The organism is Streptomyces sp. NBC_01017 (assembly GCF_045162795.1).
Classification (GTDB): domain Bacteria; phylum Actinomycetota; class Actinomycetes; order Streptomycetales; family Streptomycetaceae; genus Streptomyces; species Streptomyces machairae.
In genome coordinates, this window is record NZ_CP108683.1 from 11,216,238 (window position 1) to 11,236,241 (window position 20,004).

24 protein-coding genes and 2 pseudogenes are annotated in these 20,004 nt (G+C 67.6%); 16 read left to right on the forward strand and 10 right to left on the reverse strand.

All coding sequences use genetic code 11. The features are described 5' to 3' along the window. The first annotated feature begins 38 nt into the window (after positions 1-38). The 3 genes from OG331_RS51515 (at position 39) to OG331_RS51525 (ending at position 1,236) form a co-directional block, all read left to right on the forward strand. Positions 39-488: a hypothetical protein gene (locus tag OG331_RS51515; RefSeq protein ID WP_406190597.1), complete on the forward strand. Its 450-nt coding sequence runs from the start codon at positions 39-41 to the stop codon at positions 486-488. Positions 489-643: 155 nt separating this feature from the next. Beyond that, a complete protein-coding gene (locus OG331_RS51520) occupies positions 644-934 on the forward strand; it encodes a transposase (RefSeq protein ID WP_406190594.1) in 291 nt (96 codons plus the stop codon). A 26-nt stretch (positions 935-960) separates the two neighbouring features. Beyond that, positions 961-1,236, forward strand: coding sequence for an IS3 family transposase (locus OG331_RS51525; RefSeq protein ID WP_406190590.1), 276 nt, complete (start codon positions 961-963; stop codon positions 1,234-1,236). 60 nt (positions 1,237-1,296) lie between these two features. Here the strand turns inward: OG331_RS51525 and OG331_RS51530 are convergent, their stop codons facing one another. Beyond that, positions 1,297-2,517 (reverse strand): ISAs1 family transposase, encoded by a 1,221-nt coding sequence (locus OG331_RS51530; protein WP_406190588.1) that lies wholly within the window; start codon positions 2,515-2,517, stop codon positions 1,297-1,299. 206 nt (positions 2,518-2,723) lie between these two features. On the opposite strand from OG331_RS51530, the gene OG331_RS51535 reads away from it, so the two are divergent. The 7 genes from OG331_RS51535 (at position 2,724) to OG331_RS51565 (ending at position 8,220) form a co-directional block, all read left to right on the forward strand. Continuing rightward, positions 2,724-3,389, forward strand: a complete 666-nt coding sequence (locus tag OG331_RS51535; RefSeq protein ID WP_406190585.1) for a Mu transposase C-terminal domain-containing protein — start codon at positions 2,724-2,726, stop codon at positions 3,387-3,389. Next, positions 3,383-4,408: a TniB family NTP-binding protein gene (locus tag OG331_RS51540; RefSeq protein WP_406190582.1), complete on the forward strand. Its 1,026-nt coding sequence runs from the start codon at positions 3,383-3,385 to the stop codon at positions 4,406-4,408. The genes OG331_RS51535 and OG331_RS51540 overlap by 7 nt, the downstream gene beginning before the upstream one ends. A 9-nt stretch (positions 4,409-4,417) precedes the next feature. Beyond that, a complete protein-coding gene (locus OG331_RS51545) occupies positions 4,418-5,653 on the forward strand; it encodes a TniQ family protein (RefSeq protein WP_406190580.1) in 1,236 nt (411 codons plus the stop codon). A 66-nt stretch (positions 5,654-5,719) separates the two neighbouring features. Beyond that, the gene (locus tag OG331_RS51550) at positions 5,720-5,923 is read left to right on the forward strand and encodes a hypothetical protein (protein WP_406190577.1); all 204 of its coding nucleotides are present in this window, start codon (positions 5,720-5,722) and stop codon (positions 5,921-5,923) included. Positions 5,924-6,042: 119 nt separating this feature from the next. Continuing rightward, on the forward strand, positions 6,043-6,471 hold the full coding sequence (locus OG331_RS51555) for a hypothetical protein (RefSeq protein ID WP_406190574.1): 429 nt from the start codon (positions 6,043-6,045) through the stop codon (positions 6,469-6,471). A gap of 5 nt (positions 6,472-6,476) precedes the next feature. Beyond that, entirely contained in the window at positions 6,477-7,013 is a 537-nt protein-coding gene (locus tag OG331_RS51560; protein ID WP_406190571.1) for a Uma2 family endonuclease, read from the forward strand. 193 nt (positions 7,014-7,206) lie between these two features. Beyond that, on the forward strand, positions 7,207-8,220 hold the full coding sequence (locus OG331_RS51565; RefSeq protein WP_406210876.1) for a replication-relaxation family protein: 1,014 nt from the start codon (positions 7,207-7,209) through the stop codon (positions 8,218-8,220). Between the two features lie 90 nt (positions 8,221-8,310). Here OG331_RS51565 and OG331_RS51570 read toward each other — a convergent pair. The 3 genes and pseudogenes from OG331_RS51570 to OG331_RS51580 form a co-directional block, all read right to left on the reverse strand. Further along, positions 8,311-8,427 (reverse strand): annotated as a pseudogene (locus tag OG331_RS51570) (helix-turn-helix domain-containing protein); the annotation flags it as partial. A 473-nt stretch (positions 8,428-8,900) separates the two neighbouring features. After that, positions 8,901-9,302 carry a DNA-binding protein gene (locus OG331_RS51575; RefSeq protein ID WP_406190568.1) on the reverse strand — a complete coding sequence of 134 codons (402 nt, stop codon included), beginning with the start codon at positions 9,300-9,302 and terminating at the stop codon, positions 8,901-8,903. Then, positions 9,299-9,547 (reverse strand): hypothetical protein, encoded by a 249-nt coding sequence (locus OG331_RS51580; protein WP_406190566.1) that lies wholly within the window; start codon positions 9,545-9,547, stop codon positions 9,299-9,301. Before OG331_RS51580 ends, OG331_RS51575 begins: the two co-directional genes overlap by 4 nt. Positions 9,548-9,815: 268 nt before the next feature. Here OG331_RS51580 and OG331_RS51585 point away from each other — a divergent pair, with 268 nt between their 5' ends. Next, a complete protein-coding gene (locus tag OG331_RS51585) occupies positions 9,816-10,067 on the forward strand; it encodes an antitoxin MazE7 (protein WP_406190563.1) in 252 nt (83 codons plus the stop codon). A gap of 3 nt (positions 10,068-10,070) precedes the next feature. Continuing rightward, positions 10,071-10,451, forward strand: coding sequence for a toxin Doc (locus tag OG331_RS51590; RefSeq protein WP_406190561.1), 381 nt, complete (start codon positions 10,071-10,073; stop codon positions 10,449-10,451). Between the two features lie 124 nt (positions 10,452-10,575). Here OG331_RS51590 and OG331_RS51595 read toward each other — a convergent pair. Next, a pseudogene (locus OG331_RS51595) lies at positions 10,576-11,274 on the reverse strand (transposase); the annotation flags it as partial. Between the two features lie 63 nt (positions 11,275-11,337). Between OG331_RS51595 and OG331_RS51600 the strand changes: the two are divergent. After that, entirely contained in the window at positions 11,338-11,781 is a 444-nt protein-coding gene (locus tag OG331_RS51600) for an IS3 family transposase (RefSeq protein ID WP_406209548.1), read from the forward strand. A 447-nt stretch (positions 11,782-12,228) separates the two neighbouring features. Here the strand turns inward: OG331_RS51600 and OG331_RS51605 are convergent, their stop codons facing one another. The 4 genes from OG331_RS51605 to OG331_RS51620 form a co-directional block, all read right to left on the reverse strand. Then, positions 12,229-15,135: an AAA family ATPase gene (locus OG331_RS51605; protein ID WP_406190558.1), complete on the reverse strand. Its 2,907-nt coding sequence runs from the start codon at positions 15,133-15,135 to the stop codon at positions 12,229-12,231. A 274-nt stretch (positions 15,136-15,409) separates the two neighbouring features. Further along, positions 15,410-16,000: a hypothetical protein gene (locus OG331_RS51610; protein WP_406190555.1), complete on the reverse strand. Its 591-nt coding sequence runs from the start codon at positions 15,998-16,000 to the stop codon at positions 15,410-15,412. A 224-nt stretch (positions 16,001-16,224) separates the two neighbouring features. Further along, complete coding sequence (locus OG331_RS51615) at positions 16,225-16,470, reverse strand: type II toxin-antitoxin system RelE/ParE family toxin (protein ID WP_406190551.1); 246 nt, start codon at positions 16,468-16,470, stop codon at positions 16,225-16,227. Further along, positions 16,467-16,727 (reverse strand): type II toxin-antitoxin system Phd/YefM family antitoxin, encoded by a 261-nt coding sequence (locus tag OG331_RS51620; protein WP_406190548.1) that lies wholly within the window; start codon positions 16,725-16,727, stop codon positions 16,467-16,469. Before OG331_RS51620 ends, OG331_RS51615 begins: the two co-directional genes overlap by 4 nt. A gap of 306 nt (positions 16,728-17,033) precedes the next feature. Here OG331_RS51620 and OG331_RS51625 point away from each other — a divergent pair, with 306 nt between their 5' ends. Continuing rightward, positions 17,034-17,339, forward strand: a complete 306-nt coding sequence (locus tag OG331_RS51625; RefSeq protein WP_406190545.1) for a DUF6247 family protein — start codon at positions 17,034-17,036, stop codon at positions 17,337-17,339. Next, positions 17,336-17,596 carry a hypothetical protein gene (locus OG331_RS51630; protein ID WP_406190542.1) on the forward strand — a complete coding sequence of 87 codons (261 nt, stop codon included), beginning with the start codon at positions 17,336-17,338 and terminating at the stop codon, positions 17,594-17,596. The genes OG331_RS51625 and OG331_RS51630 overlap by 4 nt, the downstream gene beginning before the upstream one ends. A gap of 270 nt (positions 17,597-17,866) precedes the next feature. Here OG331_RS51630 and OG331_RS51635 read toward each other — a convergent pair whose 3' ends face one another. Further along, positions 17,867-19,075: an ABC transporter substrate-binding protein gene (locus OG331_RS51635; protein WP_406190540.1), complete on the reverse strand. Its 1,209-nt coding sequence runs from the start codon at positions 19,073-19,075 to the stop codon at positions 17,867-17,869. Positions 19,076-19,600: 525 nt separating this feature from the next. Here OG331_RS51635 and OG331_RS51640 point away from each other — a divergent pair. Then, positions 19,601-19,732, forward strand: a complete 132-nt coding sequence (locus OG331_RS51640) for a hypothetical protein (protein ID WP_406190538.1) — start codon at positions 19,601-19,603, stop codon at positions 19,730-19,732. The last annotated feature ends 272 nt before the right edge of the window (positions 19,733-20,004 follow it).

Sequence of the window (20,004 nt, forward strand, 5' to 3'; positions counted from 1 at the left end):
CGGAACTTGCAACCGCCCTGGCCGGGGCGGGGACGAGCGTGCTGGTCGCGCGGCGGCACCGCTACACCGGCGAGGTGTCCTACTTCCGCTGCTGGGCACCCGGCGACGTCGCCCTCGCCACACTGATGGAAGTGATCTCGCGCAGGTGGCGGATCGAGGAAACGTTCCAGCTTACAAAGGGCTTCACCGGGCTCGACCAGGGTCAGGTGACCTGCTGGAACTCCTGGATGCGCTGGTCACTGTTCTCCCTGTTCGCCGCCGTCGTCCTCGCTCTCACGGCCGCAGCCATCCATGAGGGCTCCGAGCGGCAACCCGGACTCGTCCCGCTGACCTGTCCCGAGCTCATCCGTCTCCTGCGGGCCATCGTGCTGCCCCCAGCCGCCCGCGACCGTGATCATGTCCTGCGCTGGATCGCCTGGAGGCGCCGTCACCAAGCCGTCGCAACCGCCTGCCACCAGCAACGACACCGCTGCCACGACCAGCCGTGATCAAGAACTACAGCTGCCGTGACTGACCGTGGACTACCCCGACGCCGAAACCGTGGTCCTGGTGATGGACAACCTCAACACCCACACCTGGGATGCCCCGAAGTTTCCGGACAGGCGTCCAATAGGATCGTCTGAACTGGAAACGAGGAATCGAAGTGGCACCACCGAGCAAGTACACGCCTGAGTTCCGTGAGGAAGCCGTCCGGATCGCGCTGGCTTCCAGCAAGACCGTAACCGAGGTCGGCCGTGAACTCGGTATGAACCCCGAAACCCTCCGGGGCTGGGTGAAGAAGCATAAGGAACGGAACGAACCTCCTGCCGGTACCGAGCTGTCCCACGATGAACGCGCTCGCCTGAAGGAACTTGAACGCCGTATCCGTGAAGTCGAGATGGAGAATGCGTTCCTGAAAAAAGCCGCAGCGTACTTCGCGAAGGATCCCCGGTAGCGAGCAAGTACGAGTTCATCGATGAGATGCGACTCGACACAACGGAGTACGCATATCCCGTCGAGTTCATGTGCGAACGACTCGGCGTATCCACATCTGGCTACTACGACTGGCGGGGCCGCCCGAAATCCGCGACGGCGCAGCGACGCGAGGAGTTGAAACTGCTGATCAAGAAAGCATTCGACGATTCCGACAGCACCTACGGCTATCGGCGCATCCACGCCCAGCTCCATCGCTGGGGCCACGCCGCGGGCCCGGAGCTGGTCCGCCGGCTCATGCGGGAGCTGGGACTTGAGCCCTAATCACAAACGCCTTCACTCGGCGGTGGGTTACCGTCCTCCCCGCGAAGTCCCAGGGCTTGATCAAGTTCCGTAGGTGTCGCGGTTGTTGATGATGCCCAGGATCGGGAGTGCTCGTTCGGGTTCGTCGCGGATGGCCCGGGTGGTCTTGGCGATGTTGTTGGCTCCGAGGACCTTCAGCACGCCGATGGCGAGGTTGCGGAAGGTCGCCATGGCCCGGGGCGCGGTCCCGGTGTGGACGGTGGAGGCGTCCTCGGCGAAGGTGACGTCTCTGATGTGGTGCGAGGAGTTCTCCACTCCCCAGTGCCCGCGAATCGCGGCGGCCAGGTCGGCCGGGCAGGCCTGGTGGGCGTCCAGGCTGGTCACGGCGTAGACGCTCTCACGACTCTCGCGCCGGCCGGTGAGCTTGCGGCGGCGGTGGATGCGGATGGCCAGGCGGGCGTGGGGAAACGGGATTCCGCCGAGTTCGTCGGCGATTCCGCAGGTTTTGATCGAGCGGGACTCCCGCCGGCCGTGCCCGGTCCCGGAGGCGGTGTGCTGGACGGCGATGTCCCGCCAGGGCAGGGCCGCCAGCCGGCGGTGGGCGGTCGGCTGGTTGGTCTTGATCACGGCGATGTAGTGCGCTTTCTTCGTCTCGACAAGCCAGGAGACGTTCGCCTTGACCGAGTGCAGCGCGTCGAAGGTGACGACAGTGCCGGCCAGGTCCAGCGGCTCCAGCAGCGGGCGGAAGTGGGTGGTCTCGTTCGTCTTCGCGCCGACCTCCACCTGGCCGAGGGTCACGACTGGGCCGTGGGTGACCACCGACAGCAGGTGCCGGCGTGCCGAGGTGAGACGGGCCGAACCCTTGAGCGCTTTGCCGTCAAGGGCAAGGACGCGCAGCCGCCCGGGCGCGGGTGCCGCCGGCTGCCCCGTGGCCCTGGTCGCGGTGCCGGTGACGGCGTGGTGCCGGTCGGTCAGGTAGGCGCCCACCGCCCGGTCCAGGGCATCACCGTCCACGGCGCCCAGCGCGCGCCCGATCGTCACGGGCGAGGGGGTGCGCCGCCACCCGAGCAGATGACGGCGGATACCCAGGGCCGCCAGTAGCCTGCCCGAGGCCCTCGCACCCCATTCGGCGAGCTCGTCGATGCTCTTCGCTCCCGAGACGACCGCGCAGGCACACACCAGCAGGATCGACGTCAGCGAGTACCACCGGCCCCGCCGCGAGCGTGGGTCGGGGATGGAGTCGAAGTAGGGACGCAGGTCGGCGACCTGGCCGACGTCCAGCGACCCCAGATTCCCCAGCACGGCAGGGATCGGTGAAGATACAGCGGCAGGCACGGGCCACCTCATGATCATCGGGCGTAAGACACCACAATGATCACGAAGCCCGTGCCTGCACTGCTATCTACCCCTCACGCAACAACTGCCGCGAGCATGGAACTTGAAGCCGCCCTGGCGAAGTCCACGCCGCGTACCAGAAGTTGCGAATCGTCGCGTGAGTCAATAGTCAGATGCCTGTCCGGAAAACACGAGGCCCCTCACTCGTCGAGACGGCCGGTTATGTCCCGGTCGCATTGTCGGCTGATGACTACATCGAGCTGCTGCCCGCGACCTGGCGGGCGATCAACGCCTACGGCGTGAAGATCAAACACCGGACCTACGACGACCAGGCCCTCAACCCGCTGCGGCAGCAGCGGTCGGGCGTCAAGGATCGCAAGGATCTGTGGGAGATCCACTACGACCCCTACGACGTGTCCCGCATCTGGGTCCGTGACCATGGCAGGGGCGGCTGGATCACCCTGTTCTGGAAACAACTGCACCGCGTCGCCGCCCCGTTCGGCGAACTGGCCTGGGACCACACCCGCCACACCCTGCCCGGAGCGAGCGAGGAGCAACTCGCCGATGCCGTCGCCGACCTGCTGCGACGCGCCCATCAGGGACCCGCTGACCGCGGTGACACAGGCAGCAGAGCCGGACTCAGCCGCCGGGACCGGCGTGTCGCCGCCCGCACCAAATCCAGTCCGCCATCCACCCCGATCGCGCCCGAGGCACCCCCTGCCGACCGGGTTGCCGACAGAGAAACGGGCCAGGCCGACGACGTTCCCGCGGAGAACATCGCCAAGGTGATACCGATGCCGATCTTCGACCCGTTCACCGAAGCGGACAAGCGGTGGTGAGTCAGGGGCCGGGGCGGGGTGGGGATCCCGCAGATGGGTACGGACATCTGCAGCTGACCACCCTGCCGGGGTGGCGCGGGTTCGTCACCGAGATACCCGCAGTGCCGGAGCTGCTGCCCGAGGCGGTCTGGTCGGCTCTCGCGGACGACAAACGAGTCTGCTACGACGATGACCGCATCGACCACCATTCACAGTTGCTGGTGGTCCAGACTCCCACGATCCGCCAGGTCATCACCTCGGGCCGCAGCCTGATCCAGATGAACAAGAACGCCCACTACGGACGATGCGGCCTGATGGTGTCCGGCCCCGCCAGAACCGGCAAGACCACCGCGCTCACCCAACTCGGCAAGACCGTCGAGGTGATCCACCGACGGCGGCACCCGAACTCCTCCAGCGACATCCCGGTCATCTACATCACCGTCCCACCCGCCGCCACCCCCAAGATGATCGCCATGGAGTTCGCCCGGTTCTTCGACCTGCCGATCTCCACCAGAAGCAACATCACCGACATCGCCGACGCAGTCTGCGGCGTCAGTACGGACGCCCACGTAACCATCGTTGCGGTCGACGAACTCCACAACCTCAACACCGCCACACGCGCCGGCGCCGAAGCCTCCGACACCCTGAAGTACTTCTCCGAACGCATCCCGGCCACCTTCGTCTACGCCGGAATCAGCCTGGAACGCACCGGACTGCTCTCCGGCGCCCGCGGAGAACAGATCGCCGGCCGGTTCGGGATGGTCCGCACCGGACCGTTCGGCCAGAACCAGCAGTGGACCGCGCTGATCGCAGCCCTGGAGGACAGTCTTAGGCTCCACCGCCACCGGCCCGGCGCCCTCACCAGACTCGACCGCTACCTGCACCAGCGCACCCACGGGATGATCGGAAGCCTGCTCTGGTTGATCCGCGGCGCGGCCATCAGCGCCGTCCTGGACGGCACCGAGAAGATCACCAAGAAGGCCCTCGACGCCGTCGACGCCGACTTCACTTCCCAGTCCCCGCGGCCACCCGCCGCGTGATCGACACCCATGCTGCCCCGAGAACGAGCCGAGAAGATCCTCACCCTGCACGCAGCCGGATGGCCAGTGCAGGCCATCGCTGACCACATCGGCCACAGCCACCAAACCATCCGCGACTACATCAACGGCCGCAGAACGCCCGGGACTCGGGCCCCACGGCCAAGCCTGCTCACCGAACCCCTCGCCAGCTACTGCCGCCAGCGACTCACCGAGGATCCGCACCTGCGGACCAGTGTCCTGTTCAAAGAAGTAGCCGACCTCGGCTTCCAGGGAAGCCGGGCAACCCTCTACCGCGAACTGGACCGCCGCCTGCTGGTCCTGGCCGACCGCCGCAAGACCAACTCACAGGAGGAGGATCCCCCGGTCCCATCCGAGATGTCCCGCACACTCGCCCGCAGGCACGAGCGGACACCGGTGCTGCCACAGCCAGTCGCCCCGATCGCAGGAGAAACCCTCAACTCCTACCTGGCCCGGATCGCCCAGGCCAACCACCTCACCGTCACCGAGGTACTGGCAGTACTGCCCACCTGGTTCGCCACGAAGACCAACAACATCGACGACCGAGCCCAGCACCACATGCTCGCCCCCGCAGCCACCCAGGCCCTGCACGAACTCGCTCACCTCACCAGCACCACTTCCGCCAGCCTTGCCCACGCGCTCCCCGCCTTCGGCACCGACGAAAGCCCTGTCCGGGCCACGACCGCCTGCCACCGGTGCACTGCCCGCCTCGGCATCCGCCAGCCCGTCCCCGTCCACCTCCCGATTCACCACAAGGTCTGCACACAGCACGGAATCTGGCTCAGCGATCTCGGAGAACCCCACCTCGACCTCTCCATATGCCCTGAGATCACCACCGCCCAACGCCGGGCGAACCGACTCCTACGCCGCTTCACACCCCAGCAACTCACCCTCGCCCACCAAACTGCGGTCGAAGCCGTCCCGCCCTGGCCGGCCTCCCCAGCCGCCGTCCCGCACCACTGGAAATACCGGCTCCTCGCACTGCAGACCCACAATCACCACCGCGGCATCCCGACCGAACTCGACACCTACTCACACGCCGCGATCTACCCCGACGCCATCGAACTCGCCGCAGCAGTACTCGCCAAGCATCCTCACGATCCAGCAAGATCCACTGGCGAAGACTCTCCGCATCTCCGAACGATGGAACCCGCGGTTCACGGCCACTTCGCCACTCAAGATTCCTCGCCGCAGGTCAGAGCGACCGCGTCAGGGACGACTCGGTGACACAGGACACAAGTCGCCGGCGGCTGATGCAAGGACGCTCTGGTCGACGAGGACGGCGCCCGCTGCATGCTCGGAGCCATTCGAGCCGAGGCTCGCGGCGACAGTGGCCTGGAAGCCGACGCGGCCGCCGTGCTCCTGGACGCGATCCGCCGACGCTTCGGCGCCGACGTCGACTCCGTGCCGTCCTTCAACGACGCGCACGGCTCCGGCCGTGTCCCGCTCCGCATGGTCGACCAGGCCGCCGGCCTCGCCGACGCCCGCGGCCTCTAACTCTCCTGCTCCGGACCACCTGCCTCGCACCCGAACCCTCGCGGTCGGGTGCGGGCCAGGCCGTCCGGCCTGCGCACCACCGCCCACCACACCCGCCCGAGCGAGGGAGACACCCCGCCATGCAGTCCGACGACAAGCCCATCAACGGCCAGCACAACCCGAGCTTCTTCGACCTGCTCGACCAGGTGCCCCGACCGCCGGTCACCGACCTGGACAAGGACCCCGGCAAGGAGCGCATCGGCTGGCTCCGCGCGGCCCGCACGGCCTGCTCCGCCTCGGCGATCCACTCCTCGACGACCTTGTCACGGGTCAACTGCGACACGAGGCGAACTCCCAGCACGTCAAGAGGAAACGGACACCTCCAACCTGCCTCGGCCGACCGATTCCGCACAAAACGATCAAGAAGTCACTTCCCGATCATCGGATTCGCGAAGGGTTCTCAGTCGGGCCTCGGTACGGGTGGTGAAGTGATGTCGGCCGGGCCGGGCAGACAGGGGCAGCCCATCTCAGGGATTGGCATAATGCCCACAGGAGGTGAGCTGCGGTGACTGTCATGAGCGAGCTGATCGAACGGGGCGGCGTCCCCGAGGGTTACAAGGTCGAGGTGTTTGATGGGAGAGTGATCATGACTCCGCAGAGCCCGGAGCAACATTGGACCGTCAGGGACGTCGAGAGTGCCGTCACGGCTGCCGGTATCGCCCGCGAGCGTGTCTTCGGAGATGTCCTCGTCACCTTTCCCGGGGAGAACGATGCGGCGCCGGATCTGACGGTCATCGGTTTTGACGCCGAGCGCCGCAGGAACAGCTACTCCTGTATCGATGTGCTCATGGTGGCCGAGGTTCCATCCGAGCCCGAGGATGAGAAGGACTACGTTCGGAACGTGCGGAAGTACGGCCGCTATGGGATCGACTTCTACATGATCGCCGACCCGTTTAAAAAGGTCGTCACGCTGATGTCAGAGCCGCACGCCTCCGGATACGGGTCAGTCGTGGAGACCCCGTATGGAGAGTCGGTAACTCTTACCTTGGCCACCGGTGAGCGTGTGAAGATCGACACCAGCACCTTCCCTACGCGGGGTGTGTCAATTTAAGTTAAGTTGACCGCACAGACCCAGGCCTGGGTTCACTGGTTGCGGGCGGTGTTGACCTCGATCCGTCAGCTGGGGCTTGTCGTTTTTCGTCTCGGCGGTTCGCCCGTAATGTCCTCTGCCGTTCGAGGGCGGGCCGTCGCGTGACGCTGCGCCTCCCAGGGTGGTGCGCCTCTCCTCCCAGTTCTCGTCGGGGGTGGGTTCTGGTGCGTCAGGTGGTGGCTGGGAGGTCGGTCAGCCGCCGCCAGGCGGTCGTGAACGCAAGTCTTCCGGCGGACGGATCGCACTCCTGCGGCCATACAACCGCCAGCGGGCCGACGCTGTCCTGCATGCGCCAGAGGCCGGGGCGCCGGTGCTGCTGTTGGAGGTCGACAACTGCACCGAATCGCCTGAGACGGTGGCTGCCAAGTTCGACCGCTACCGCCGCTACTTCCGGCTGACGGCGAAAGGCTCCCAGGGGCGGGACGTGCCAGTGTGGCGAACGCTGTACCCGCCCGACAGGGCGCGAGGGCCACCCGCCGGTGGCCCTCGTCTTCAACCCCGGCGTCCGCACCGGCGAGCAGGCCCTGAGAACCGTATGAACCGCATCCTCGACCTCACCCGGGACGTGTGGGCCGGCACTTACGAGAACATGGCCCCCTCCCTGTCCAGCGAGCGGGACGGCTACTACAGCTGCGCCGACGCGCTCCGGTCCTGTTCACCACGCTGCCCCGGCTGCAGCAGGACGGCCCCAGGCGCCGGTGCACCTCGACCGCCCGGATCCCCTCCGGCCCAGCGTCCCTCATCACGCTCGCGATCTGCGGATAATCCCGCGGCAGCTGCGCGAGGTCGATCTCCGGACGCCACTCTGGGACCGGCGCCTGCTCCGTCCGCGCCGGTAATGTTGTGCTCTGCGATGCCTCGCCGGCATGCTCCCGCACCACAGCGTCGGCCTGTGCCGCGACCTCCCGCGCCGCCTGCAGAGGCATCAGCCGCTCCCGCGCCAACCGAAGTTCCAGCTCGGCCGCCTCGACGACCTCCTGTGCGGCCCGCACCACCAGCTCGGCCTCGGCAAGCCACTCATCAACGATCTTGTCACGGGTCAGGTGCGACACGAGTTGAACTCCCAGTCGGCCGGGGACACGAACGACGCCGAATCTGCCCCGCCGCACCCACCCGCAAGCCGATCAAGAGACCGCTTCAAGGTCATCGGTTTCGAGAAGGGCTCTAACCGCCCACGACCTGAAGGCCCTGGAGAACCCGTGGCCAGGCCCAGGACCTCCTCCGGCATGCGCGGAGTGACCTGGCGGGTGGGCGGCAGCAAAGCGTCGAAGCCGCCCTCCCGCCAGAGCTTGAGCCAGCGGTCCACCGTCCCGCGCGTGATCTTGACCGGCTTCCCGGGCCAGCACCCCGCCACAATCCGGGCACGACAACTCACCTGCCACCAGCCGCTGTTCGACAGCCGCCGCCGTCACCTCCACCGTGATCAAAGCGCCCTCCGTTGGCGCTCACACGGCCCTCCCGGACGCCTGCAAACCAGCGGGAGGGCCGTGGCCTTGTTCAGGACATGATCACGGTGCCCAGCACCCCGAAGATCAATCCTCCTGCACCCACCACTTCGCCATCACCATCACCAATGGCACAACACTGCCCGCACATCAGCATGTTGAGTGGCTATCTACACCCGTCTGTCTGCTCGACGAATGTACGGCGTGCGCACGGCGCCGCCTGGCACAGGACGGCCGCACCGACAGGTCGATCACGACCTTCCGCCCAGCGACCGCCAGGTCGGCCGACCGTCGCCGGTACCCGCCGTGGACATGGCCAGACTGCCACGTCGAGTCCGGGCAAGGCTGGCCGGGCCGGAGACCGCGGCAGTCAGGGTGACCTGGCCAGCGCCGCCAGGACAGGTCAGAGCCTGATCATCTGGACCTTGCTGCCGCACAGCCGAGTCATGTCATCGGTGTCCGGCGTGAGTATGGCGACCGGGCCTGGCTGGCGCAGGGCCGCTTCCGCCACGGTGGCGTCGATCGCGTATTTGTGGCCGTGCAGACCAGCGGCCTTGAGCAGCTGTGCTGCCGCTTTGGCCGCTCCCTCTGTGACCGGCTCCACCTTGACCCGGGAGAGTGCCCATCGCAGCCGGGGCAAGTTCACCCGGGAGTGGCTCGACTCCACGATGGTGTTGGCGCCGACGACGAGATCGGCGCCCATCTCGTGGAACACCTGGAACATTGCCAGAGTCTTCCGGTCCTGGGCGACCCAGGCCGACAGTCCTTCGCTGTCCAGGACGACCGTCTCGATGTGCCAGCTCACGCCGTGCTCGCACCGCCCGCGGCCTGTGCCGTGCCGAAGATCCGTGCCCGCGCCTCGCTCAGCTCCTCCTCGGTGAAGGCCCCGTGCTCGTCTGTGTGGCTGCGCAGGTCGGCCCCGAGGAGCTGGTGCCGGATCTGTCGGGCCACTGCCTCGGCCACGTAGCCGGAGACGTTGTCAGTGAGTTTCTTCAGCTCCGCCGCCTGCTCGGCAGGGAGCGTCACCGTGATCCGCTTAGTGTCAGCCATGACAGCAAGCATACCGAGGTATGCGCCTTCGAACACAGGCTATTGCCGGACGACTGCGTGATGCATTGCGGCTCGGCACTGTCACCTTGTCCGGCGGTCTGGGATGTTCTTCGGGTTGGTGTCTTCGGGGGAGGGGTGGCGTCGTCCGCGCGTTCGACGGGTACGCAATGACCTCTCTCCGGAGTTCATCGACGACGGACGGTGATCGGAAGTGGTCGAGTCCCGCGATAGGTATTCGCGAAGGTACCCATGGGTGCATACTCGGCGTATGGCTGACACCACAGTGAAGGTCGACTCGGAGACCAGGGACCGTTTCGCTGCGGTCGCCGCAGCCCGCGGACAGAGCGTGCGCGCCTACCTGGCCCAGCTGGCTAAAGAGGAAGAAAACCAGATCAAGCTGAGCAAGGCGACGGCCGTGTTCCGCGAGCTCATCGACCGGCCCGGTCTGGCCGAGGCGTTCGACGCGGCCTTCCCCGACGACGCCCCAGCCCGGCGAAACCACGCGGGGCGGGCGGCCTGACCCTTGGAATTGCACATCGACATCCGATGGCTCCTTGACCGACAGGAAGAACTACTCGGCAAGGACCTCGGGGTCCGAGACTATTCGGCCCTGGTAGCCGCCGTCGCCCGGCACCGGGTGAACACACCACAACTGGAGGCGGGCGAGCCCGACGCCTACTGGCGGGCCGCCGCCCTGCTGGAACAACTGCTCCTGCTGCGCCCGTTGCCAGCCCGCAACGCGTACTTCGCGTATGGCGTGGCGGTGGCGTACATCCGCGCCTCTGGCGAGGAGATCGACGACTCCTTCGAGCCGTGGCGGGACTTGATCACCGACATCCGCGCGCTGCGGCTCTCCGTCTACGACATCGCCGACCGTCTGCGCTCCTGGCGCATCGCCGGGTGAACTGAACCAGCCTGACAGCAGACAACGCGAGGCCCGGCCGCCGAGTGAGGTTCCCCCGAGATGCGGCGGAAGGTGACAGCGGGTCAGATGGTCCTCCCGATAGACATCTCGGGATCTGAAGAAGTCAAGCGGCAGCTGCCGTTGACGAGGGCACTGGAAAGTTGAAGGCACGTTCCTCGTCGAAGAGCACTCGCTTTTGGAGGCAGTGGAACAGCTGTCCGAGCAGGCGATTGAACAGGTGTCGCTGAGCTTGTGCATGCCAGTCGCCGACGTCGCGTCGGTGACGGTAGTGGGCCTGAGCTCCAGGAGATGAGCGCAGGGAGGAGAAAGCCCACAGATAGCCGGCGTGGTGGAGTCGGTTGTTCTTGACCATGCGGCGTCCCACGTGGTGTTTCTTGCCGGAGGCGCGGGTGATCGGTGCGGATCCGGCGTATGCCTTCAGTCCGCGGGCGTCGCAGAAGCGGTTGCGGTCGTCGCCGGTCTCGGCGAGAACACGTGCGGCGAGCTGGACACCGAGCCCTGGGAAGCTCAGGAGTATTTCGGCATCGGGATGCTTGTGAAAGTTGGCATCAACTGCTTCGGCAAGGTCGTCACTGGCCTGGCAGGCTGCCTCGAACTGCTTCAGCAGAGCGAGAAGTTGCCTGCCGAAGGCGTTCTCGACAGCCGCGGGCTGGTGGGCGTACTCGGCCCGCAAGACACCACGCAGACGGGCAGCTTCTTCCTCAAGGCCGCGGACGCGGCCGGCGCGTTTGAGGGCGGAGCGCAGCTGGCTCAGAGACAGCCGCGAGCCTTCCGCCGGTGTTGGCGCCTTGGCAAGGATGATGCCGGGCAGTTCACATCCGTGAAACTGACAACACGACTGGTCAGGGCAGGCGTTGAAGCGTCCATGGGGTCGGTCGGCGACAGCTACGACAACGCCCTCGCCGAGAACCTGTGGTCAACGATCAAAACCGAGTGCATCCGCGGCCGCGTCTTTGCCACCCGGGCCGAGGCGAACCTCGCACTGTTCGAATACCTCGACGGCTTACACAACCCCCGACGCATCCAGAAACGGCTCGGCTACCTCAGCCCCATCGAGTACGAGGAGAAGCACTACGCCGAACAGGCAGCAGCCGAACGGACGAACCTGAACACCCATCAACCCCAGCTGACCAACACCTCCCGAGCAACGGGGGAAGCTCTGCTTGCGCAGGCCGGGCCTCGCATGTCCTGCGTCGTACGGAGCCGCTTCAGGCGCTCCGCGGTCGACGCCCCGACGCCTTCTTCGCCACCGTCTTCTTGGCGGGCTGCTTCTTCAACGTCGCCTTCTTGCCAGTGGTCTTCCTTTTAGGTTGCTCGTGCACTTCGGGCGAGCTTTCGCCGCGGGAGGCCTTCGCTTTGGCCACGGACTCGTTGAGGGCGGCCATGAGGTCGAACACCTTGCCGCCCGCTTCCTCTGGCTCGGGCATCGTGGGCAGGGGTTTGTCCTCGCGCTTGGCTTCGATGGGCCCCGGGGGATCAGCTTGCCCCAGGGCCCGACGCGAGAGCGACAGCCGAGTGTCTCGCTCTTGTGTCAGCGGCTGGGCCTTCGATCCACTCGAAGATCGCGGTGCGGGCGGCGGCCCTGCTGAGCCAGGGACGGCTGTCGCCCAGCTCGTCCTTGAGGTCAACCAGCCAGCCTCCGAATGCAGAAGACAAGCCCGAGCGAGTCCCGCTCCGCTCAGAACGACGGCACAGAACGCATACGCAGCGTGGCTGTTGAACTTCGCGGGATGGCGGCTGTCGGCTTGCGCCCGGTTCAGAGGGCCGGCACCTTCCAGTCCGGTGCGTCCGCGGTGGGCTGTAGGGCGTGGCGGAGCTGGCGGCGGCCGGTGAGGCGGAGCTTGGTGTAGACGTTGCCGAGGTGGTACTCGACGGTCTTGGGGCTGACGAAGAGTTCGCGGGCGATCTCCTGGTTGGTCAGGCCCCGGGTGGCGAGGTGGGCGACGGCGTGTTCGCGTTCGGTGAGCGCCTTGGCCGCATCCGGTGCATCGGCCGGTGCGGCGGTGCCGGAGGGGCGGAGGCGGGTGAGGTCGTGGGCGGCGCGCTGGGCGTGGGGGGTGGCGCCGAGGGCGGTGTAGACGTGGTCGGCCTGCCCGAGGTGCCGGACGGCCTCCTCGCGGTCGTCGGCGCTACCGGTGGCCAGGAGAAGGCGGGCGAGGTCGTGGTGGAGGAAGCCTCGGTGCAGGGGGATGTCGTCGCCGTCACGGGCGGGAACGCCCAGCCCCGTGCGGTAGTGGGCCTGGGCGGTTTGGGTGTCACCGTGGGCGGCGGCGAGCTTGCCGTGCAGCCAGTGGCTGGTCGCGCCCAGCGCGGGCGCACGGTCGGCGAGCCGGTCGAGCACGTGCAGGGCCTCCTCGGCGTGCCGGAGGTCCTCGGGCGGGGGCTGGTGGTCGGCGGCGGTAAGCGCCTCGATGTACAGCGGTGCCCACAACACCGGCAGGAGGATGCGCACTCCTGGGGTGATGGCCTTGGGGTGGTCAAGCGGCCGGAGAGCCTCGCGCATGCCTGGCCAGTCGCCGAGGGCCTGTGCCAGTACCGCCGCGGCCGCAACCGGGAAGAGGCAGTTGAACTCCGGGAAGAAGGCGGCCGCCTCGCGGCAGGCAGCCAAGTCGGTTCCGGCCTGCTCGCGGTGACCCTGCTGTGCATGCACCATGGCGGCGACTGTGTGGCCGGCTGCTAGGCCGTAGGGCAGTGCCAGGGTGTCGGCGACCAGCAGGGCGTGGCCGGCGCTGATGGCGGCGTCTGGCCAGTGGCCGGTGAGGTAGCGGCCGAAACCGAGCAAGTAATGGAGGGCCGGCACACTGGCGATATCGCCGTCGGCTTGCTGGCGAGTGATAAGGGCAGCCAGGTCGTCGATTCCGGCCCCGAGCTCTCCGGCCCACACCCGCAAACCGCCCCGGTGGTGCAGCAGAAAGCTGTCTTGATGGGCGACCCGTTCGGCGTGCTCGGGCATGCCGGTCTCGGTCATCACCACCAGCCCGGCCGGGGCCGCGTCGGCAAAGCCGACCGCCCACGCGAGGTCGCCGTAGACTTCGTGGATCGCCGGACCCGGCGGCATGCGGTCCACGACCGGGCGCAGGACGGCAACCGCCCGGGGGCCGTCGGCCCGCAGGAGGTGCATGACGCCGAGCCAGGTGGCGGCCCTCAGGCGGGCGGCCGGGTCGCGGTCCGATGCCATGAGGGGCGCGAGGAGCCGCTCGGCGGCGCCGAGGTCGCCGCCGAGGCCGGCCAGGGAGCCGAGGGCGGTGTCGCGGGCCGGGCTGGGGGCGCAGTGTTCGAGGGCCGGGTGCAGGGTACGGGCGCGGGCGATGGCCCAGCCGGCGAGGAGGTGGGTGGCGGCGGTGATCAGGTGGTGTTCGTGCTGTTCGCGGGTTGGGGCAAGGTTGGCGGCCCACAGCTCGAGGGTGGCCGCGCGGTGGTGACGGCCCTCTCCTGCCTGTCGGGTGGCCTCGGCGGCCAGCCGGCCCGCCAGTTCGGGGTCAGGGCCAGCGGCCGCGATCACCTGGTGGTCCCAGGCCCGGTCCGGGCCGACCAGGCCAGCGGCGGCGGCGTGCAGTTCCTTGCGGCGGACGGGGGCGATGGCCTGGTAGATGGCGTCGCGCTGGAGCTGGTGGTGCATACGCAGCGGCGTGGTGGGATCGCCCGGCTCCCACTGGACCAGGCGGCTGGCCAGGGCCGCCTGGAGTGCGGGGGTGCCATCGGTGAGGCCGCCCAGCTGGGCGGCGGTGGTCAGCGGGGTAGCAGTGTCCAGCACGGCGAGAGCCTCGACCAGCCGACGGGCGTCATCTGGGAGATGTCCCAGGGTGTGGCGGACCAGGGCGTCGAGGGTGGACGGCACCGGCAGCGGACGAGCCGGGTCGGCCAGCGCCCCGGGGCCGACCTCGGCGAGCAGCGACCACAGATACAGCGGATGCCCGGCAGTATGCTCCCACAGGCGGTCAACCGCCTGGCGGCTCAGCGTCCCCGCACCGGCGGCGACCGCCATCTGCGCGGTCTCCACCACGCTCAGGCCCGTCAGCTTCAGCGGCAGCACCCGGGCCGCACCCCGGACAACCGTGTGCCAATCTCCCGCCGCGACCGCCACGCCGTCAGAGGTCTCGGTGTCCTGGATGCGGGCGGTGAGGACCGTCAGGACGGGCTCGGTGTACAGGCGGCGCAGCACGAACGACAGCGCTTTGAGGGACTCGTCGTCCGCCCAGGGAATGTCGTCGATCACCACGGCCAGCGGGCCGCTCTCGGCGGCAGCGGCCAGGACCGTCAGCACGTCCGCGCCCACAGCCAACGGGGAAGACGTGGGTGCCGGTGCACGAACCGGTTCCCGGGCGTCGCCGGACGCCGTGCGAGGCAGTCGATGCAGAAGCTGGTCCACCACCCCATAGGGGTACTCCTGCTCGGAACGGTCGCACGTACACCAGCACACGCGGAGCCCGTCCCGCCCCGCCAGCGCACGCTGGGCAAGGGCCGTCTTCCCGATTCCCGGCTCGCCCTCGACCACCACCACCCACGGCGTCCCCGCCGCCGCCTCGGCCCGGCATCGCCCGATCGCCGCAAGCTCCGGTGACCGGCCCGCGAAACTCTCCTCCCACACCGCCCCCGGCACAACTTCTGGCGCCCCCGCACTCGCCGCCATCGAAGCAACCACATCACGCGGATCGGAATCCATGACCGGTCACCGGCTTCCGCCATACGCCGTGATTCGAGCGTATCCCCCCGGAGCGAGAAGGGCCTCGGCCCGGCCGTAGCCGAACACGTCGATGCTGTCTCGCCGGCGATCGGCCTCTACCCCTGGGCGGCGGGCAACGCCATCACGTGCATGTGTTGTACGTGGGCCTTCAGCTTTGCCCTCGCCCTGGACCGTCGCTCTCGATTGTCAGCCCGACAAGGGCCAGGTCTCGGCCTCTCACCTGGGACGACATCGCACCGGCACGGCCTGGCGGTCACCTTCGCGCCAGATGCTTGATTTTGATCCAGTCACGCGTGCGACGCCCGGGTAGGTACGGGCTGGACAGACGCTTGGCGACGACGCCGTCGAATCCCTCAAGGCGGGTCTGCTCAAGAGCCTGCCCGGCAGGCGCAGGCCAGGCCGCGGGCACACTAATGCTGGGGCAAGCCAGAGCGAGGTCGTCAAGAAGGTCGCGGCGGGCAGTGTAAGGCAGCTGCACGACCGGCTCGCCGAGGTAGAGGATGTCGTACAGCATCAACTGGACCGGCAGGTCCTCTGCAGCATGATCGACCGCCTGCGGATGGTGCAGGCTCATGCGCTGCTGCAGGCGCTCCACTGACGGCCGGCCCTCACCGTCCAAGGTGATGATCTCCCCGTCGAGCACCGCCTCGGGCCCGGGCAGCCCAACGGGCAGCGCCTGCAGTTCGGGGTACTGGGCGGTGACGTCCAGCCCGGCCTGGGACAGCAGCCGCATGGTCCCGTCCCCGGGCAGGTGGGCGATGACCCGCATCCCGTTCCAGAGCGTCTCGTACGCATACTCCCCCTCGATCTCCGGTCCCGGGGCTGGACCGATCATCGCAAGCATGGGCGCCAGCGCAGGAAGCACACTCCCAGCCTGCGCCCGACGGCCTGCTCCGGCCACCCGCCCCATCTGGTGCGGGTGGCGGGCTACTGCGGATTCGTCTTGGCTTCTGCTGACGACCCCCACCGTCACCGACCTGAGCTGCCAGGGCGCTCACGAGGCCATTGGTCAGCCGCCCGGATCTCGGGCTCCTCGGGCGGAACAATTTCCCATGTTTTGAGGGTCGGTCAGCGCACGCGTCCGAGATGGATGACGCTGACGCGGATCTGCTGGTCGCTGATCTCGTACATCACCCGGTAGGCAGCGACATGGATGCGCAGCAGGTCGGCGCTGCCGAACGCGCCCTCGGGGCGGGGGTTGTCGGCGAGCCGGTCGACGGCGGTGAACACCTGCCGGACGCCGTCAGGGTCGTCCTTGGCCAACCGCTCTGCCTGCGCAAGGGCCTCCGGCTCCCAGATGACCTCATAGCTCATACCCCAGCTCCGCCGAACACACGGCGGTACGCCTCGTCATGGGGGATGCCGGCGTTCTCCCCGCGGGCCTGGCGTCCGCGGTAGGCAGCCAGCGCTCGCAGTTCCTGCAGCTCCAGGGCGTCGGCGGGGCTGACCAGTATGGCGACGGTCTGCCCGTGGTCGGTGATGGCGACCGGCTCACGGGTGGCGCTGACCTCGCGCGCGATGGCGCCCAGCCGGGCGCGGGCTTCCACGATCGAATACGTCGTCTCCGTCATGCACACTAGCTTACGAAAGTGTGCACCCTTTGTCATGGCATCGTCGGCCGTGGTGTTTCTACAGCGTTGCGGGCCGCAACTGCCCCAGCAGCCGCTTCGGGGCTTCCGCGGGCCGGATCCTGTCGTGGCGTGCGCGGCTCCGGTGGACCGGGGCCGCTTGTGTACGGCAGCAGCGTTTCTGAGTTCAGGGAGTACCGACTACGGCGTCGACTGACCTCCGCCGGCAAGGGAAGGGATCTCCGTATGTCCGTCCCCACCGCCCCAGACCGCGCGTACGGTGGCGATACGACCCGTCAGGAGGTGCCGATGAGTGCGCAGCCCGAGGAAGCCCCCGCACCGCCGGCCCCGCCGTCTCCCACCGCGGCCGCGCAGCTGCTCGCGCAGCTGCGAGCCGACCGCCGTGCCGACACCTGGGTGCCTGCCTTCGAACAGGACTGGGCACGCGCGTTGGACGATGCGCGGCACAGCTTCAGCCTCAGCCCGCTCCATGACGTCGTTCGAACCTGGCAGGCCCGCCTTGCTGCCGCCCCGGCGGTGGACGCCTTCCTCGCCGGCGGCTGCGACGACTCCGACGGCGTCGCCCTGGCCGACGTCCTCGGGCCCCGCCCGTGAGCGATGTGCCCTGGCCCGCCCGCCTGTCGCCCAAGGCCCTGACCGTCCTGGACGACCTGCCCGAGCACGCCTGCGAGATGGTGCGCGACGTCCTGGACATCGCCGGCCGCGACCCGTGGTCGTTCCCGCCCTTCAACGCCCGCGATCCCGAGGGCGAGGACGTGCGCTCCGCCTCGGTCGGACAGATCACCGCCGTGTACTGGATCAATCGCCCCGCCGGACGCCTGTACGTCATCGACATCGTCTGGCTCGGGTAGGCACCCAGCGACAACGCTCACCCCTCGGCATGGCAACACGCTTTCGCTTTTAGGAGACCATCCAGTCGATCCGCTGGTCAGGGCTGAGGCTTCCTCGGCAGCTCCGAATGAGCTTCTTCGAGTTGGCCACCGGTTGGGTTGGGTGACAGGTGCCCTCACCCGCCACGGGGCCGAACCGCCCCAACACCTGAGGGCCACCTCCCCACCCGCGACCAGCAAGCCTTCCCCGACCTCAACCACGAAACGGACCAGACCTCACGTTCCGCACTCTCAGGGCGTCGGGATGCCGCTGGCTGGGGCCGGGGCCTGTGGGCGGGTGTACGGCACGATGGGCCCGTCGGCGTCGTCGGTGACCAGCGGCTGGCCCTGCGGGACCAGCACGCCGTTCCGGATGGTGGCGATCTGGGTTCCGGTATAGCCACCATGGTCGGTGCGACTGTAGCTGAGGGGGGTCAGTCCGAACCCGGGGGACAGTCCGCCCCGCTCGATGGCGGCGACCAAAGACTCCCGTGTCAGGTTCCTTCCGGCTTGCTGCAGAGCCTGGACGAAGGAGTAGGCGGTCGCGACGCCCTTTTCCATGTCCCGGGACACCGGTTCATTTGGAAGGTATTGGTCGCGAATCCTCTTCAGCAGCCGGACCCAGCTGTTGGACGTATCGGCGATCGGCGTCAGGTAGGTGTTGGTGACAATCCCCTCGATCAACGCTCCGGCACTCTTTCGCCCTCCGTTCTGCGGCTGCGAGGGGGCCAGGAAGCGGGACAGCGTCGCCGGATCGGAACTCGTGCTGTTGACGATAAGCTGCGTTTTGCTTCCCAGCTGCTCCTGAGCCCGCAGCAGTAGGGCGGTGTAGGACGGAAGCGAATAGGCCACGATCACGTCGGCTTTGGCCTGGACGATGGCCCGGGCCTGCCGGGTGACGTCCTCGTAGTCCCGCTGGTAGGTCTGGCGAGTGACGACCTGGGACGGTGGGATGACGGTGTCCAGCCCCGCGACACCGCTCCTGCCGTAGCCATCGTCCTGATAGAAGTAGGCGATCTTCTTGTTGGGGAAATTCTTGGTGGCGTAGGATCCGAGAATCTTTCCCTCGCGGCGGAAGTCCGGTTGCCAGCCGAACGTGTACGGCAGCCGGGCAGGGTCGTTCCAGCACGGGCAGCCGCTGTCCGGGAAGAGATCCGGGACTTTATTGGCATTCAGGTAACCGACCACCGCCTGGTGAATGCGGGTGGAGGATCCATTGAAGATCGCGAATACCTCTTCTTCCTCGACCAGATCGCGTACCGCTGTGACGGCATTGGCAGGGTCGTTCGAGACGTCCTTCTCGATGTAAATGATCTGACGGCCGTTCACGCCCCCGCGGTCGTTGACATAGTCGAAGTACGCCCTGGAGGCCAGTGCATCCAGGTCGTCGCCGGGGGAACCCGGACCGGTCAGGTTGTGGTGGCTTCCGATCGTGATCGTCCTGTCGGTCACCCCGGGCACGGGCTCATCGTTCCCGGATCCGCAGCCGGCCGTAGAGAGAGCAAGCGCAGCCATGATCGCGATCAATGCTCTATGCACGGATCTCCCGGTCCTGCGCAAGGGAGCTCTCGGCCCTGCCATCGCCATGGCTGATCAGCCTCCGAGACATCGACCCCGCAGACTCTCCCTATTACACACCGCTCGCCGATGAGTGGCACCGCGGCGCGGACGGGCCGCGGTGCCACTCACACACGCGAAGCCCTGTCCCGCTGGGGACGATCTCGGAGGTGCGTGCGGCGTCGAACAGTGCCCATCAGATCCAGGACCGCACTTTCGACGCAGACATCGGCCATGCCACACCGGTAACGCTCCCACCCTCAGAGTGCGGTATATGGCGTTCCGTCAATTTTGTCACCGCTCGATGATGTGACGTTGGGGCATCGTCACCGGTCAGGCGTTCAGGGTTCGCTGGGTTATGGCATAAGCATGCCAATCAAGGGATCTCGCCGACGAGCAATGGGAGCTCGTCGAATCCGTGATCACGGCATGGAAGCCCGGCATCCGTCGGTCAGCGGGTATCAGGGGACGTACGCGATGCGGGAGATCGTGAACGCGATCCTCTACCAGAACCGCACGGACCCGGTCAGGCTGATGCGTTTGTTCGGGATCACCTCCTAAACCGCGATCCACTACGCCCGCGCCGCCCATCCCGAACGCTTCATGATCGACCCCACCCAGGCATAGCGCCGGCAACCCGCTGGCCCCACCCGCCCAAACACCCCAACCACCAGCGGGTTCAGTCCCAGGCACCTCTCAGAATCTGCGAACCCGCTGGTTTCCGAGTACGACCGCGGCGCCGTCCCTGAAGGGCTGGTCACCCGGCGTCAGCTACGGGACATGGGCCTCAGCCCCGGCGACACCCCCAGTCCCGCCGCGATCCTGCGCTGTAA

Coding starts and splice junctions, on each gene's coding strand:
- OG331_RS51545 (WP_406190580.1), top strand. CDS start 4,418: ATGCTGCCCCGAGAACGAGCCGAGAAGATCCTCACCCTGCACGCAGCC.
- OG331_RS51555 (WP_406190574.1), top strand. CDS start 6,043: ATGCAGTCCGACGACAAGCCCATCAACGGCCAGCACAACCCGAGCTTC.
- OG331_RS51640 (WP_406190538.1), top strand. CDS start 19,601: ATGGAAGCCCGGCATCCGTCGGTCAGCGGGTATCAGGGGACGTACGCG.
- OG331_RS51525 (WP_406190590.1), top strand. CDS start 961: ATGCGACTCGACACAACGGAGTACGCATATCCCGTCGAGTTCATGTGC.
- OG331_RS51625 (WP_406190545.1), top strand. CDS start 17,034: ATGAGTGCGCAGCCCGAGGAAGCCCCCGCACCGCCGGCCCCGCCGTCT.
- OG331_RS51580 (WP_406190566.1), bottom strand. CDS start 9,547: ATGGCTGACACTAAGCGGATCACGGTGACGCTCCCTGCCGAGCAGGCG.
- OG331_RS51620 (WP_406190548.1), bottom strand. CDS start 16,727: ATGACGGAGACGACGTATTCGATCGTGGAAGCCCGCGCCCGGCTGGGC.
- OG331_RS51615 (WP_406190551.1), bottom strand. CDS start 16,470: ATGAGCTATGAGGTCATCTGGGAGCCGGAGGCCCTTGCGCAGGCAGAG.
- OG331_RS51585 (WP_406190563.1), top strand. CDS start 9,816: ATGGCTGACACCACAGTGAAGGTCGACTCGGAGACCAGGGACCGTTTC.
- OG331_RS51605 (WP_406190558.1), bottom strand. CDS start 15,135: ATGGATTCCGATCCGCGTGATGTGGTTGCTTCGATGGCGGCGAGTGCG.
- OG331_RS51535 (WP_406190585.1), top strand. CDS start 2,724: ATGCCTGTCCGGAAAACACGAGGCCCCTCACTCGTCGAGACGGCCGGT.
- OG331_RS51550 (WP_406190577.1), top strand. CDS start 5,720: ATGCTCGGAGCCATTCGAGCCGAGGCTCGCGGCGACAGTGGCCTGGAA.
- OG331_RS51600 (WP_406209548.1), top strand. CDS start 11,338: ATGGGGTCGGTCGGCGACAGCTACGACAACGCCCTCGCCGAGAACCTG.
- OG331_RS51560 (WP_406190571.1), top strand. CDS start 6,477: ATGAGCGAGCTGATCGAACGGGGCGGCGTCCCCGAGGGTTACAAGGTC.
- OG331_RS51610 (WP_406190555.1), bottom strand. CDS start 16,000: ATGCTTGCGATGATCGGTCCAGCCCCGGGACCGGAGATCGAGGGGGAG.